Here is a 15,200-nt window from a genome sequence, read left to right as displayed (position 1 = left end):
CGATCGGCGGGGAGGCGCCACCCGATTCATGCGGCCGGGTGGTGAAAGGGCAATTGTGAGGGATCAGAGAGCGTTCAGCAGCGCAGGCGTTGCCCAGCCGTCAGCCGGTATGCCGAGGCGGAGCTGTTCTTTCTGAATCGCGACGCGGGTGCCGGAGCCGAGGATGCCGTCGATCTCGCCGACATCGTGGCCGAGCGAATCGAGCTTCGTCTGCAGCTGTTTCATCTGGTCGTTGGAAAGGCCCTGTTCAGGCGTGCCCTTCTGGTAGGTCGGGGCACCGGAGAGGCGGGTCGCGAAATAGGCCGCCGAGGTCGTGTAGATGAACGACTTGTTCCATTCCAGATAGATCTTGAAGTTGGGATAGGCGATGAAGGCCGGTCCCAGGCGGCCCTGCGGCAGGACGAGATCGCCTTCGAGATTGGCGAAGGCCATGTTGCCGTCGCGCGGCTTGACGCTGAGGTTGAACCATTCGCCTGCCGTCATCGTGCCGCCGAGACCCGACTTTTCCCAGGGCAGGTTATCTGGCACGGTGACTTCCTGCAGCCAGGGCTGGCCGCGCTCGAAGCCGAGATGCTGGATGAACTTGGCGGCCGTCAGGATCGCATCCGGACTGCTCTGCTTGAGGCGCACATGGCCGTCGCCGTCGCCGTCCATGCCATAGGCGATGATATCGCGCGGCAGCATCTGCACCTGGCCGATCTCGCCTGCCCATGCGCCGGTATTGGTCTGCGGGTCGAGGTCGCCATGCTGCACCATCTCGATGAGGGCGATCAGCTGCGGGCGGAAGAGTTCCGGGCGGCGGCAGTCGTGCGACAGCGTGACCAGCGCGTTGCGCGTGTTGAAATCGCCCTGTACGGCGCCGAAATCCGTTTCCATCGCCCAGAAGGCGGTGATGACGCCGGCGGGAACGCCGAATTCCTGCTCGGCGCGGGCGAAGACATCGGCATATTGTTTCATTTTCTGGCGGCCGATGTCGAGGCGGGCCTGGCTGACGGTGCGCTGCGAGAATTCCAAAAAGGTCTGGCGGAAGACGCCCTGGGCGCGGTCGCGGCTCAGGACCTTGGGATCGATCTCAGCGCCGGCCAAGGCCTGGTCTGCTGCTTCGGCGCTGGCGCCTGCTGCGATCGCGTCCTTCTTGACGCCCTCAAGGAAGGTTAAGAGATCGCCGCCGCAGGGTGCTGCCGGGGCCGAAGCTGCCGCATCCGGAGCCTGCTGCGCAGCAGCGCCTGTTGCTAGGACGCAGGCAAACAGAAGGGCAAGTGCAGAGCAGCTTTTGAGCGAGCGGTGCATGAAACGATCCTCGTAAAATGACATAGAATGCCGCCGATTTCACAGATGAATGTGACGGAAGCAAGAAAGATTGGGGCACGTTACTAAGAATTTCTGTCCTTGGAAACGTCAGCTACCCAGTTGTTCCAGTTTTTCGTGGTACCTGCGAAGACATTGATGTCGGTCGGCCCCTTGATGCCCGGAATGACGCCTGTCGACGTATATTGCCAGAAGGCCCAGCGGCGGTCGGCATATGTCACTTCGGGGTGTTTGGCAGTCGAGCGGACCCAGAAGTGATAATCCTGGAAATAGCCCTCGAGGTTCTCGCGGTGGAAATCGACAGAGGTGTAGATGATCGGCCGCTTGCCGTAATAGGTCTCCAGGCGATCCATGAAGCGCTGCATTTCAGAACGCACCGTGGCCGGGTCGGGGCGGAAGCGACAGGTCTTCGATTCGGCATTCCACTCGACATCCAGCACCGGCGGCAGACGCATGGATTCTCTGGGAACGTTGCGGATGAACCAGTCGGCCTGGTCGTCGGCGGAGGAGCAGAAATAATAGAAGTGATAGGGCGCATGCGGAATGCCTGACGCGGCTGCCTCGCGCCAATATTCGTCAAAGCGCGAATCGACCCTATCCTTGCCTTCGGTCGCCTTGATGAAGGCGAAGGCGACGCCGGATTTGCGCACCGTTTGCCAGTCAATATCACCCTGCCATTTGGAGATATCGATGCCATGGACCGCGTTTTGCTGCGGATGCTTGGGGCCGAAATCCTGGGGATCGGTATCCTTGAAGCGGGTCTTCGGTTTTATGGAAGCCGTTTCGAGATAATCGTAACCCGTGGAGCTGCAACCGGCCAGCATCAGGGCAAGCGGCAGGACGCAAATCAGAAGCCGACGCATAAATATTCCGTCGTGATGATGGATCTGCCCCACAGCCTGACCTTCGAAAACACGCGCCCTGCAGAGGGAATGCCCCTCTTTTCTGATATCAACGTAAAAAAAACGTTATTTTCAAGCGAATTATGAGCGCTTGCTGATGATCGCCGCCCGCCAGGCGTAACCGCCGCCGATCGGATCAAACGACAATCGCGCATTGTTTTCAATGGCTTGCGCTTCCAGAACCTCGCGCAGATTGGCGCGGGGCGTGACGTGGAATTTGGCGAGCCAGGCCTGCAGAAGTTTACGGAACCAGGCGGGCAGGCCTTCCTGTTGGCCGAAATCGACGATGTGGAGCTGGCCGTCGGGATTGAGTGCGGCAATCGATGCATCCACCGCGCGTTCCCAATCCGGGATCATCGACAGTGCGTACGAAATGAGGATGCGGTCGAATCCGGTGACGCCAAATTCGCGCGGCGTATAGGCGGTGGCGTCCGCCACCCGGAAATCCGGGACCGTCGCCTTGGTGGCAAAGGTCTTGTGGGCGGAAATCAGCATTTCCTGGGAAATGTCGAGGCCGTAGAGCTTGGCGGTCGGGAAGTGCTTGTGCGCGAGCGCCATGTTACGGCCCGTGCCGCAGCCGACTTCGAGCAGCGTGCCGCCCTCGGGAACGTCGAGATTGCGGATCGTGCTGTCGCGGCCGAGAAGATAATATTTGCGGGTGAGATCATAGAAATGGCGCTGGTAGCGGTACATGCCGTCCATCAGGTCGGCATGTTCCTCGCTCTTGACGGTCATCTCGTCGACTTTGCTCACGCCTTCTTCCCGTAGATGTGGAAGCCGCCGTAGATTGCCGAGCGGTCCTGGGTGGTCATCTCACGCGACTGCTCTTCGAAATAGTGCCACTGATCGCGGATTTCAGGGGCGAGGCGGCCTTCGATGATGCTCTTTTCGGCCGCCGTGCGGAAGATCACGCGGGCGCCTTCGCGGGCAGTGCGGGTGATTTCGCGCCAGACATCGTTGAGTTGCTGATCGGTCATCCAGTCCTGTGCGTCGAGCAGAATGTAGCGATCGCGCGAGGCGGCGGGCTCGCCAGCCAGAAGCTCGGTGAAGCTCGCATGGTGGACGTTGACGCGGTCGACATTGGCGCGGATCACGTCGTAGTGCTCCGGCTTCAGATAGGTCGGCAGCGGGCCTTCCTCGCCATCGGCATAACGGCGTGCGAAAGCCTGCCAGGCGAAGTAGTTGTCGCGCATCGGGAAATGACATGCGAGCTTTTCCAGGCGGTGTTTCAGAACCGGCGCGATGGAATTGTCGGCGGCAAGGCTTGCCAGCTCGTCATATTGCTGCGGCGGGATGCCGAGACCGAAGAGCGAGCTCTTGCGGTTGGTGATCCAGCGAACGACGGGCTTTTCGAACAGGGGAGCGATCTGATCGTCGAAAAACTGGCGCTGTTCGCGGATCGACCGGGTCTTGGTCATTTCCTGCAGCTTCACGCCATGCAGGCGGGCGAGCAGGTGGGCGGCACCTATGAAGCGGCCGAGCAGGCCGGTTTCATAGATATTGCGGTTGAAGACGGTGACGCGACGACGGCCGAACTTGCGGGTGTTCCAGTAGGCGCGAGTGGTCTCGTCGAGGTTGGACGACAGCACACTGTCGAAAACCCGGCTGTTCGACTTCTCGTTCGGCATCGCCAGGAAACGTACGAGATTGGAATGGCTTGGCAGGTTCTTGAAAGCGGCAAGCTTCAGCCTGTTCAGCGCGATGTGGTGCGGATTGAGGTCGACCACATCAATCGAAGCCGGCGCCTTGGAAAGGTAGGCGAGCATATTACAGCCGCCGGAGCCGATCGTGACGATGCGGTGATTGGGCTTCAGCTCCATCGCCTGCATATCTAGATCCGGGTCTTCCCAGATCTGCGGATAGACGAGGCCGGAAAAGAGAAGGCCGAAGAGGCGTTCGGAGAAACCGTCCTTTGAAAAAGCCTTGTGGCGGAGAAGCGCTGCCTTGAGTTTCCGGTTCTTGCGGAAGCCGGTATCCGGTGCAAATTCCGACATGAGTCTGTCACCTTTTTAGCGTTCAGGGCGTGTAACGCGCCTCTGCTACAGTTTGATGACGAGCCCTGTGGGCCAGAGCTTCCGCGTAAGCAGGCGAGGACTTCAGCGAAAATTGAAGCCGATTGAAGGGCTTCTTTTCGCTTCTCTCTTTTCGTGAGCCAAGTTTCCTGCTTGTCTCCGCTCCATGGAGGATTGCATGCGAGTTGTCCTGCGTATCGTCAAGGGTTTGGCCCTGCTCGTCATTCTCGTTGTCATTAGTGGAGGCGCGTGGCTCTCCGTAAGCCCGCCGGAGCTCCTGAAGGTGGGCAACGGCTATGCCGCCAAGATCGTCTGCTCCAACGTCTTCATTGCCGGCCGCGATCCAGATGCCGTGCTTTACGACGATGTTCAGGCGCCTGGAAACCCGCTGCTGCGTCTGATGCGCGTCGAGGTCGATCATGACAGCGGGCGGGTGACCTCGCGCTTCATGGGTCTGTTTGCGCCGAACTACGCGCTTTATCGCGGCGCGCTTGGGTGCACGAGCGTACCGGATGGCGATTTCGATGCCGGTGCCAAGGCCACGCCGCTCTTGCCGGCATCGCGGGTGGGCGAAAACGACGCAGTCTGGCCGGACGGCGAGAGCATCGATCCGGCGGCGGTCAATAGCAGGGTCTCTGCCCTTCTTTCGGACGCCAAGCTTGCCGGGCCGGCGATGCGGGCGATGGTGGTCGTGCAGGACGGCCGCATCATTGCCGAGAACTATGGGCCGGGATTCAGCGCCAGCACACCGCTGGTGGGCTGGTCGATGACGAAGACGGTCAATGCGGCGCTGATCGGCCGGCTGATGCTGTCAGGCAAGATTTCCTATGATGACACACATCTCTTGCCGCAATGGGGGAACGATCCGCGCGGCGACATCAAACTCTCCGATCTGATGGGCATGGAAAGCGGGCTTGCTTTCAACGAAGACTATGGCGCTGTCGCCGATGTGACGCGGATGCTCTATCTCGACCCCGACATGGTTTCCCTGCCGGCGAGCGCGCCTCTCGTGGCCGCGCCGGGCAGCGATTTCCATTATTCCAGCGGAACCGCCCTGCTTCTCTCGCGCATCTGGATGAACAAGGCCGGCGATCCGCGGACCGCCTTCGATTACCCCCGCGATGCGCTCTTTGGTCCGCTTGGCATGACAAGTGCGGTCTTCGAAGCGGACGAGCGCGGCACATTTGTTGGCAGTTCCTATCTCTATGCCACGGCGCATGACTGGGCGCGATTCGGACAGTTCCTGTTGCAGGATGGGGTATGGAACGGGCAGAGACTTTTGCCGGAAGGCTTTGTTGCGATGATGCGCACGCCAACGGCGAGTTCGGGCGGCAGCTATACGCAAGGCCAGGCCTGGCTTGCAGGGCCGGGCGGCGGGGCGAGCGCGGAGTTCGGGCTGCCGCAGGATACGTTCTGGCTGCAGGGCCATGACGGACAGTCGATCGCGATCGTTCCTTCGGCCAATCTCGTCTTCGTCCGCATGGGACTGACGCCGAGCTGGCTGCGCTACAGGCCGCAGGTAATGCTGAAGGAAATTCTCAATACGCTTCAGTCGGCAAAGGCCGGCTGACGTTCGTCAGCGACGATGTCTTGGTATCAGTAGTTGCCCTGGGCGATATCGGTCATGCCCTTGCGCTTGGCGTCGTAATAGTAGCCGCGGGCATAGAGACGAACGGCGTCGTCTTCCTTCTTGTCGGCAACCTGCCAGGCGCCCTGCAGGTATTTTCCGGCATATTTGATATTGGTTTCAGCGTCGAAGAGGCCGGCGGCACTGCCGTCATAACCCATCGATTTTGCAGTGTTGTACTTGATCTGCATGAGGCCGAAGTAGCCGCGCTTGTTGTAGGCCTTGGAATTATAACGGCTCTCGCGATGAACGACTCGGTGGAGCAGCGATTCCGGGATTTCGTAAAGCTTGGAATATTTGCTGATGAGCTTGCTGACGAGGCTCTTTTCGACGGTCGGCGCATCGTCGCTGTCGTTATCGCTGAACATCGGCGGGGCTGCCGGTGGATCGATCGGGCCGGATTCATCGAAGCCGTAATCCATCGTGAAGCGCGGCGTGGTATCGACGGCGGCGAGCGCTGCGAGCGCCCCGTTCTGCGGCGTCGTGGCTGCGAAGGCGAGCTGCGTCGAGGGGCTAGCGGGCGAGCCCGGCCGCGGCGTGGGAATGACGGATTGTATCGCCGTCATCTCGGGCGTCAGCGGAATGGGGGCATAGCCATTGACGGCAACCTGCTGGACACCGCCCTGCATGGCGAAATCGCCGGCCTGCTGCTGCACGGGAGAGACGACATTCGGCATGGCGGCTGCGGTGAGAACAGGTGCGGCGGTTGCTGCCTGGGGATTGAGAGTGGCGATGGTCGGGCCGTTTGCGCCTTCAGCGGTCGGGACAGCAGCCAGCGTTGCGTCTTCACCCGGCTTCGGCATCGGAATCACGGTCTGTACGGCGGTCAGTTCTGCCTGAGAGGTATATTCGACGCTCGCGCATCCGGAAATGACACCGCAGAGCATGGTAGAGGCCACGAGACTGCGTTTCAGGCCGGAAAATCCGATCGCTACCATTCTCTCACTTTCGTGAATCGCGCCGCCCCGGCAGCGTCTTAAAAGTTATCAAATACCTTAAGCCCGAGGATAGCCATTAACTTATTCGTGGCTTTCCGGCAACCACGGAATATTACTAAGCTGCAATACGGCGATACCCGGCTGTTACGGCGCCTGCTGCGATGAGCAGAGTGCCCCCGGTGCGGTTGACCGCGCGCTGCACGCTCGCCTTGCGAATCAGGCCGCGGGCGGCGTGGGCGGCGAGCGCGTAGCAGGAGGCATTGATGGTGGCGAGCACGAGGAAGGTCGCCTCCATGATCAGCATCTGATCGAAGAAGGGAAGGGCAGGGTTCAAAAACTGCGGCACGAAGGCGACGAAGAAGACGATGCTCTTCGGGTTCAGCGCCGTCACGACATAGGCATGCAGGAAGATTCGCAGCGACTTTTCTTCGGGCAGATTATCGTTGTCGGCGATGTGTTCGCCGACGATCGGGGCTCGCCAGAGCTTGATTCCAAGCCAGATCAGATAGGCGCCGCCGATCCACTTCAGCACGGTGAACAGCGTTGCCGATGTGGCGAGCAGGGCGCCAAGGCCGAAAAGCGAGGCGGTCATGGCAGTGAAATCGCCGAGTGCCACGCCCGAAACGGTCGCAAGCGCCGTCTTCCGGCCATGCCCAAGCGCATAGGAGACAACCAGAAGAATGGTCGGTCCCGGTATGGCGAGCATGATGGCGGATGCGGCCGCAAAAGCGAGCCAAGCTTCAAGCGACATGGAATCTCCTCCTATTCCCAGAGAACAAGCAAAGACACCATATTAGCCATCCGTCAATCATGCCGCCCTGTATTTTTGCCCGATCTGGTTCATTACTTCGCCAAACCATCCGGTTGATAGATCAAACGGCTTGCCACCCTTGATGCGGGGAAATTCTATTGTGCGCAATTTGCCATTCTGCGCTTCGTCATGGCCGGTTACGCCCGAAACCTTGTTGAGGGCGCTCTCGACGGCGAGATCGACCATGCTTTGGATCAGGCGCAGATCTTCGCCGTTTGCCGGTGCAGAGCGGGCAAAATAGCCGGATTTCTGGACGAGCGAGCGCTCTGCATCGAGCAGGCTTGCGAACTGCTTCTGGAACCAGGCGCCGACATTGATCGTGTCGATCTTCACATGGCCGAAGGCGTCGCGCTTGACCGTCTCGCCCGCGGCTTCGCGCTCGGCGACGATGGCGTCGAGGCAGGCACCTTCCGACACGAAGACCGTGGCATGGCCGGTGCGGTCCATGATCTCCTTCAGGCGCGCGGCTTCGGCATCGAGGTCAAAAGCCATTTCCGGCAGGTATACGGCGTCGATGCTCTTCATATGCGCGTTCATCATCAGGCCATCGACATATTCATTGCCTTTGGTGCGCTGGAGATAGGCGTGGGCGGTGGCAGCCGTCAGCCAGCCGCAGTGGCGACCCATGACCTCATGGATGACGAGCGTGCGCGGGGCGGCGGTCTGTTCGTTGCTGACATTGTCGAAGAAATGCGCGCCGACCTCGGCAGCCGTCCAGGCGCCGAGCGACTGGCGGATCGGCACGACGTCGTTATCAACAGTCTTCGGCAGGCCGACGACGGTCAGATCATAGCCGTTTGCCGCGAGATAGGCGGCGAGATCCGCGGCCGTCGTATTCGTGTCGTCGCCGCCGATCGTGTGGAGGATGGTGACGCCGTCATTGGCAAGACGTTCGGCGGCAGCCCGCAGCGGATTTTCGCCTTCCTTGACGAGGCCGCGCTTCACGCAGTCGGCGGCATTGGTAAGCTTCACGCGGCTGTTGCCGATCGGCGAGCCGCCATAACGGTGCAAGAGCGGCGCCTTCTCGCGCATTTGCGCATTGATCTGGACGCTGTCGCCGAGCAGCACGCCCTGATAGCCGGACTTGTAAGCGATGAGTTCGATATCGGGTGCAACATCGCTATAGCGCTCGATGAGGCCGCCGACGGCGGATGAGAGGCAGGGCGCCAGGCCTCCGGCGGTCAGCATTGCGACTTTCTGTTTGGCCATAGTCCCTCCTTTGGCGCCCGATGCGCGACTGCGTGCAGCTCAAGTCTTTGTTTTACGCTGTCGTTATCGCAAAACCGCTGCGTACTTTTGCGCGACATGCTTCAGGTAACGCATGGATGCGGCAGGGAAAGTGGCCTGTAAAGTAAAGAATTTACGAAAAACGCCCCTTTCTGCAGAGCAGGTGCCGGAAGTGGCGATATAATCGGTTCAATGCCGGTCCACCTATCCATAAGTGTTGTGGAAATCGCCGGCCGTTGTGCGAATAATGCACGAAATGGCGGACACAGCGGATGGTAGCGGCGCCTGCGACCATTACCGAATTGTGAAAACTGTTTTCAAACCTACGACCAATAGCCGCCTTGCAATGCGGGCGATTATTTGGTCAAGGTGTTTCTTCCAAAACTTGCTGCATTGCGAGAAGATGACGATGTCTTTCTGGGAAAAACTGGTGAATGCCATTGGCAATACCGCGGGCAATGCGCTCTCCGCGGTGGTCGAGGCTATTCGCACGGTTTTCGAAGGCGATCCGGAGACGCGCCGCAAGGTTGCTTTCTCGGTGGCCGTCATTGCGCTGTCTGCCAAGATGGCGAAGGCTGACGGCATCGTCAGCGAGAAGGAAGTGCAGGCCTTCCGCGATATATTCGACTTTCCTCCGAGCGAGGCGAAGAATGTCGCGCGTCTCTATAATCTCGCTCGCCAGGACGTTGCCGGTTACGAAGCCTATGCCGCGAAGCTCTCCACGCTCTGCTCGACTTGTGCTGCCAATTGCCCGATCCTGGAAGATGTGCTCGACGGCCTGTTCCATATTGCCAAGGCAGATGGGCTGATCCACGAGAAGGAAATGAATTTCCTGCACCATATCGCCGAGATTTTCCAGATGAGCGAGGTCCGCTTCGATCAGATCGCTGCACGCCACGTCTCCGATGGACGCGACCCTTACAAGGTTCTCGGGGTTTCGCCGGCAGATGACTTCCCGACGATCCGCCGCCATTATCATGTGCTCGTCAGCGAGCATCATCCGGATAGGCTGATCTCGCGCGGCGTGCCGAAAGAGTTCTATGTGATCGCCAATGAACGCATGGCAGCCCTGAACGACGCCTATGCGGCGATTGAAAAGGAACGCCGCGCCGCATGACCTCATTCGAGGCCGACTACAGCAAGGCGCGCGTCCAGCCCTCGCCGAACCATGGCGAACGCGCTGACGGACGCAAGCCTGATATTATCCTGCTGCATTATACCGGCATGCCGAGCCCGGAAGGGGCTCTCGACTGGCTCTGTCGGGACGAAAGCCAGGTCTCCAGCCATTATTTCGTGCATCCAGACGGCGAAGTCGTGCAGCTCGTGCCGGAGAGCCGCCGCGCATGGCATGCGGGCAAGAGCTACTGGCACGGCGAGACGGATATCAACTCGCTGTCAATCGGCATCGAGATCGCCAATGCTGGCCATCCGGGCGGGCTTCCGGACTATCCGAAAGAGCAGATCGCGGCGGTGATCGAATTATGTCGCGATTGCGGCAATCGCTGGTCAATCGCGCCTGAAAGGGTGCTCGGCCACTCTGATGTGGCCCCTGTGCGCAAGGTCGATCCGGGCGAAAAATTCCCCTGGGGCGCGCTGTATCGGGCCGGCGTCGGCCACTGGGTGGAACCGGCCGCTATCACGGGCGGGCGCTTCTTCCAGCGCGGTGACCGTGGACAGCCGATAGAGGCGCTGCAATCCATGCTGTCGCTTTATGGATACAGCACTGAGATCACAGGCGAATTCACCGATAAAACGGCCGGTGACGTCGAAGCCTTCCAGCGGCATTTTCGTACCGAGCGAGTGGACGGGATCGCCGATTTCTCGACGATCGACACGCTGCACCGCCTGCTTTCGGCGCTGCCGCGATATTCCTGATCTCTAATGGTTTCTGGCATTACCGATTTTCCATGTCTGAATGCGAAATTCGGACTGCCACATCATTTCCCTATTATCTCCTCATTGCGATGGTCTAAGAACTTCCGCTAAGCGGCGCCGATGGTTGTTCCCAAGCTAAATCGAAGGCGTCATGTGAAACGATAAGAATTGCTGCGTAACCTGATCGGTTCTTGGTCGGGAATACATCGTGACGGCGAGGCGCGCGGTCCGGTAATTCTTTGGGTCGGAGTGATCAAGACTACATGAGAAAAATGATTGTTGTTGCTGCAGCATGCGTTGGCATGATGCTGGCAGGAAATAGCTTTGCCTTTGCGAATGACTGGGGTGTGCGGGCCGATGCGCCCGTGAAGAAAGTGGAGCGTCGGCAGAAGACTGCGGAGCGCGCGCATCAAAAAGAACGCCCGCAGAGGACGGCGCAGCGTGTGCAGAAGAAAACGGAGCGTCCGCTGAAGACGGTCGAGCGCCAGAGTGGCTATCCCGTCGCCGATGTTTCCGGCAATTCCTATTCCGCACTGATCAGCAAATATGCCAATCAATATGATGTGCCGGTGGCTCTTGCGACTGCTGTCATCCGCATCGAAAGCAATTTCAATCCGATGGCGCGCGGCAGCCATGGCGAAATCGGCCTGATGCAGATCAAGCCGGCCACAGCCCGCATGATGGGCTATTCCGGCAGTGCCAAGGGCCTGTTCGATCCGGAAACCAATATCAAGTATGGCATGAAGTACCTGGCAACTGCCCACGATCTCGGTGGCGGGCAGACCTGCAATACCATCCTCAAATACAATGCCGGCCATGGCGCGAAGCGCATGAACCCGGTCTCCAAGTCCTATTGCGGCAAGGTTCTTGCAATGCTCTGAACCGGAAGCGCTTTTCTCTGACAAACGTCGGATGATTCAGCGCAATTGCCGTGTTATCGCTAGCCTTTAGCGAGGTGCGATATGGCAGTCGATTTCAGGTTCATCGTCATCGGTCGCGGCATGATGGGTGCCGCGGCCGCTAAATACCTGGCACGCCAGACGGACGGCGTTGCCGTCATCGGTCCGGACGAGCCGGCTGATCGCAGGGCGCATGAGGGCGTTTTCGCCAGCCATTACGACGAAGGCCGCATCACGCGGACCATCGATCCCGATTGCGACTGGGCCTTGCTCGCCAATCGCTCGATCGCACGCTATGGCGAGATCGCAAGCGAAAGCGGCATCGACTTCTATACGGAAGCGGGCTGCGTCGTTGTCGCGCCTCCCGAGAGTGCCTACCTTGCCGGCACAAGGCAGGCCGCGGTTTCGCTCGGCGTCGAAACGACATCTTTCGATGAGGCTGGGCTGAAACGACGGTTTCCCTATTTCGCTTTTCCCGCCCGCAGTGCCGGCATCTTCGAAGCGAAGGGAGCAGGGCATATCAGCCCGCGAAAGCTCGTGAAGGCGCAGTCGCTGCTTGCCGAAAAGGCGGGTGCGACCGTGATCCGCGATCGTGCCGCCTCCATCCGCGAGGAGGGTGGGGTGGCCGTCGTCACCACGGCGAGCGGCAAGGTTTATCGCGCCGAGAAGGTGCTGCTGGCGGCCGGTGGTTTTTCCATTTCGCAGAATCTCTTGCCGCAATCCGTTGACATGACGGTTTACGGACGCACCGTGACCCTGTTCGAGGTGACGGACGAGGATGCTCCGCGCCTTGCCGGCATGCCGTCGCTCATCCTCGAAGCGCCCGGCATCGACATCTATCTATTGCCGCCGATCCGCTATCCCGACGGCAAGCTCTATCTGAAGATCGGCGGGGATCCCGACAATCTGGTGCTGAGCAACGATACGGACATGCGCGCCTGGTTCCGCACGGAGGGACGCGAGGTTGCGCGCGAGCATCTGACTGATATCGTTGATCGTATTGTGCCGGAGCTTGAGGCGCAGTCCATTTCCTCCGCATCCTGCGTCGTCTCCTATACGAAGAGCCGCTATCCGATGATCGGCTATACGTCCTCGCCGCATATTGGGGTGCTGACGGGCTGTGCGGGGACCTCAGCCAAGAGCTCGGATGAAATCGGCAGGCTCGGAGCCGAACTGCTTCTTGCAGGCAGAATCAAGGACCAGGGCTACGCCACGGATTTCGCACCTTATTTCCGTTAAGCCTATCCCCCATATTTCGTTGGCATTTGCGGGCTTCCTCGTTTAAGGGAGCCCCTGCCAGTTGGCCGGGCAGCCGCGCTTTACCAATGCCGAAAGGCGGTAGGGTGAGGAAAGTCCGGGCTCCACGGAAACACGGTGCCGGATAACGTCCGGCGAGGGCGACCTCAGGGAAAGTGCCACAGAAAGCAAACCGCCTGTCATGACAGGTAAGGGTGAAAGGGTGGGGTAAGAGCCCACCGCATCTCCGGCAACGGATATGGCACGGTAAACCCCACCGGGAGCAAAACCGAATAGGGATGACGCGGTTGGCGAAAGCCTTCCGGCCTGTTTCTGGGTCAGTCATCCGGGTGGGTTGCGTGAGGCAGCGTGCAAGCGCTGTCCCAGATGAATGGCTGCCACGTTCCGGTTCGCCGGAGCCATACAGAACCCGGCTTACAGGCCAACTGGCGATTACCTTTTCCGGCGTCCGCTTTGCCGCAAAATCCGATTTCCTTCCTATCAAGCCATTGAAATGTCTGAAATAGAGGCGAGGTCTCACGGATCTTGCCCGGCCGGATCTCCTGTTCACCCGGGGAGCTTTGGGTGGCGTTAGAGAATCGCTTTCCTAACCCTTTGTTAAACTTAACAGCTTATAAATGTTTGATACTGCGCCCACCTCAAAATGGGCTCATCCCATTGACGCCCATATGGTCCCATGCTATCCCAAATGCGCACTGCATCAGGGCAATCATCTGCCCATTCATCGCAAAGCAAAGGCGCCTTCCGGATCGGAAGCGTCGGGAGGACCTTGGTTCTTTCGGCTTGCGAAGCTGTGCCTGACTTTGAGGGTATCGGGCGGCAAAAGGTTTCCCGGGCTCTTTCGGAAACGGATGTTTCGTGTCATGAGCCGCTTCCTTTCGCATGCGACCAACAGGATCGATACCAAGGGGCGGGTTTCCGTGCCGGCGGCGTTTCGTTCCGTGCTGGCGCAGCGCAACGTTCAGGAGCTTTACTGCTTCCAGGACTTTGTGTTTCCGGCGATCAGTGTCGGCGGTTCGGATCTTCTGGAGAGGTTCGAGCGGCAGATTGCGGCGGAAGACCCGTTTTCGCCGGAGGCAAACGAGATGTCGCTTCTCATTCATGGGGGTGGGGTCTTCATGAAGCTCGACGCCGAGGGGCGGTTGATGGTCACGGATTTCATTCGCGACTTCACCGGCATTTCGGACGAAGTGACCTTTGTCGGTCGGGCGGATCACTTTCAGCTCTGGCAGCCGCAAGCATTCGCGGCCGCACAGGCGCAGGCACGAGGGGGGCGCAAGCTGGCGGGCAGGCGTTCCTGAATGAACGAGGGAACGGAATGGTGGCGAATTCTGGCGGAGGTTCAACTGAAGCCGGTGGCGGACCGGTTCGCCACATTCCGGTTCTTCTCAAGGAAGTGCTTGCGGCGCTGGAGCCTTCTTCCGGCAAAGTCATCCTCGATGGTACGTTTGGTGCCGGCGGCTATACGTCCGCCATTCTCGATGCCGGCGCCGATGTGATCGCGCTTGATCGTGATCCGACGGCGATTGCAGCCGGCCAGGCGCTCGTCGCCGCGCATGGCGGTCATCTCAAGCTCATCCATTCGCAATTCTCGCAGCTCGCCGATCATGCGCCCGATAGCGGGCTTGATGGTGTCGTGCTGGATATCGGCGTTTCCTCGATGCAGATCGATGAGGCCGAGCGCGGCTTCTCTTTCCAGAAGAGCGGCCCGCTCGACATGCGCATGTCGGCCGCGGGCGTTTCTGCAGCCGATGTCGTCAACCGCGCCAAGGTGGCCGATCTCATCCGCATCTTCCATTATCTCGGCGAGGAGAGCCAGGCGCCGCGCATTGCGCATGCCATCGAAAAGCGCCGCGTTGAAAAACCTTTCGAGACGACGCGTGATCTTGCCGGCCTCATCGAGCTGGTGACGCCGCGCAAGATGAAGGACAAGATCCATCCGGCAACGCGCGTCTTCCAGGCGCTGCGCATCTTCGTCAATGACGAGCTTGGCGAACTGGCGCAGGCGCTGTTTGCCGCCGAGCGGGTCCTGAAACCCGGCGGTCGCCTCGTTGTCGTCACCTTCCATTCGCTGGAGGACCGTATAGTCAAGAAGTTCTTCTCCGATCGGGCCGGCAAGGCATCCGGCTCCCGCCACCTGCCGATCGCGCATGAGCGGGCCGCGACCTTCGAGCCTGTCGGCAAGTCGATGGTTTCGGCCAGCGAGGAAGAAGCCGAGACCAATCCGCGCGCCCGTTCCGCCAAGCTGCGCGCCGGCCAGCGTACCATTGCACCCGCCGAGGCCGAGGACATGTCGCTCTTCGGATTCCCGAATCTTGCCAGTCTCGGAAAGCTTGGAGGTTGA

The 15,200-nt window shown here is 59.9% G+C and carries 14 protein-coding genes and 1 other RNA gene; 8 read left to right on the top strand and 7 right to left on the bottom strand.

Features of this window, described 5'->3' with window-relative positions; genetic code table 11:
* Window positions 1-63: 63 nt before the first annotated feature.
* The 4 genes from ACK9YZ_RS13825 to ACK9YZ_RS13810 form a co-directional block, all read right to left on the bottom strand.
* The gene (locus ACK9YZ_RS13825; protein ID WP_416064204.1) at window positions 64-1,290 is read right to left on the bottom strand and encodes a lytic murein transglycosylase; all 1,227 of its coding nucleotides are present in this window, start codon (window positions 1,288-1,290) and stop codon (window positions 64-66) included.
* Between the two features lie 83 nt (window positions 1,291-1,373).
* Window positions 1,374-2,171, bottom strand: coding sequence for a GH25 family lysozyme (locus tag ACK9YZ_RS13820; protein ID WP_416064203.1), 798 nt, complete (start codon window positions 2,169-2,171; stop codon window positions 1,374-1,376).
* 120 nt (window positions 2,172-2,291) lie between these two features.
* Window positions 2,292-2,945, bottom strand: a complete 654-nt coding sequence (locus tag ACK9YZ_RS13815; RefSeq protein ID WP_416066740.1) for a class I SAM-dependent methyltransferase — start codon at window positions 2,943-2,945, stop codon at window positions 2,292-2,294.
* 14 nt (window positions 2,946-2,959) lie between these two features.
* On the bottom strand, window positions 2,960-4,204 hold the full coding sequence (locus ACK9YZ_RS13810; protein ID WP_416064202.1) for a DUF3419 family protein: 1,245 nt from the start codon (window positions 4,202-4,204) through the stop codon (window positions 2,960-2,962).
* Window positions 4,205-4,400: 196 nt separating this feature from the next.
* Between ACK9YZ_RS13810 and ACK9YZ_RS13805 the strand changes: the two genes are divergently transcribed.
* On the top strand, window positions 4,401-5,792 hold the full coding sequence (locus ACK9YZ_RS13805) for a serine hydrolase domain-containing protein (protein WP_416064201.1): 1,392 nt from the start codon (window positions 4,401-4,403) through the stop codon (window positions 5,790-5,792).
* A 26-nt stretch (window positions 5,793-5,818) separates the two neighbouring features.
* Here ACK9YZ_RS13805 and ACK9YZ_RS13800 read toward each other — a convergent pair whose 3' ends face one another.
* From ACK9YZ_RS13800 to ACK9YZ_RS13790, 3 genes are all read right to left on the bottom strand, one after another.
* Window positions 5,819-6,787, bottom strand: a complete 969-nt coding sequence (locus ACK9YZ_RS13800) for a transglycosylase SLT domain-containing protein (RefSeq protein ID WP_416064200.1) — start codon at window positions 6,785-6,787, stop codon at window positions 5,819-5,821.
* 115 nt (window positions 6,788-6,902) lie between these two features.
* Window positions 6,903-7,538 (bottom strand): LysE family translocator, encoded by a 636-nt coding sequence (locus ACK9YZ_RS13795; RefSeq protein WP_216755227.1) that lies wholly within the window; start codon window positions 7,536-7,538, stop codon window positions 6,903-6,905.
* Window positions 7,539-7,595: 57 nt separating this feature from the next.
* Complete coding sequence (locus ACK9YZ_RS13790) at window positions 7,596-8,807, bottom strand: pyrophosphate--fructose-6-phosphate 1-phosphotransferase (RefSeq protein ID WP_416064199.1); 1,212 nt, start codon at window positions 8,805-8,807, stop codon at window positions 7,596-7,598.
* Window positions 8,808-9,234: 427 nt separating this feature from the next.
* Between ACK9YZ_RS13790 and ACK9YZ_RS13785 the strand changes: the two genes are divergently transcribed.
* From ACK9YZ_RS13785 to rsmH, 7 genes are all read left to right on the top strand, one after another.
* On the top strand, window positions 9,235-9,942 hold the full coding sequence (locus ACK9YZ_RS13785; RefSeq protein ID WP_416064198.1) for a TerB family tellurite resistance protein: 708 nt from the start codon (window positions 9,235-9,237) through the stop codon (window positions 9,940-9,942).
* Window positions 9,939-10,700, top strand: a complete 762-nt coding sequence (locus tag ACK9YZ_RS13780) for an N-acetylmuramoyl-L-alanine amidase (protein WP_416064197.1) — start codon at window positions 9,939-9,941, stop codon at window positions 10,698-10,700. Before ACK9YZ_RS13785 ends, ACK9YZ_RS13780 begins: the two co-directional genes overlap by 4 nt.
* Window positions 10,701-10,963: 263 nt before the next feature.
* Entirely contained in the window at window positions 10,964-11,581 is a 618-nt protein-coding gene (locus tag ACK9YZ_RS13775; protein ID WP_416064196.1) for a lytic transglycosylase domain-containing protein, read from the top strand.
* An 81-nt stretch (window positions 11,582-11,662) separates the two neighbouring features.
* A complete protein-coding gene (locus tag ACK9YZ_RS13770) occupies window positions 11,663-12,838 on the top strand; it encodes an NAD(P)/FAD-dependent oxidoreductase (RefSeq protein WP_416064195.1) in 1,176 nt (391 codons plus the stop codon).
* Between the two features lie 57 nt (window positions 12,839-12,895).
* An RNA gene (rnpB, locus tag ACK9YZ_RS13765) (RNase P RNA component class A) lies at window positions 12,896-13,289 on the top strand.
* 430 nt (window positions 13,290-13,719) lie between these two features.
* Window positions 13,720-14,157 carry a division/cell wall cluster transcriptional repressor MraZ gene (gene mraZ / locus ACK9YZ_RS13760; protein WP_416064194.1) on the top strand — a complete coding sequence of 146 codons (438 nt, stop codon included), beginning with the start codon at window positions 13,720-13,722 and terminating at the stop codon, window positions 14,155-14,157.
* A gap of 17 nt (window positions 14,158-14,174) precedes the next feature.
* Window positions 14,175-15,200, top strand: a complete 1,026-nt coding sequence (rsmH, locus tag ACK9YZ_RS13755; protein WP_416064193.1) for a 16S rRNA (cytosine(1402)-N(4))-methyltransferase RsmH — start codon at window positions 14,175-14,177, stop codon at window positions 15,198-15,200.

The organism is Rhizobium sp. ZK1, assembly GCF_047782645.1.
GTDB lineage: Bacteria > Pseudomonadota > Alphaproteobacteria > Rhizobiales > Rhizobiaceae > Rhizobium.
This window is presented reverse-complemented; position numbering and strand designations above follow the sequence as displayed.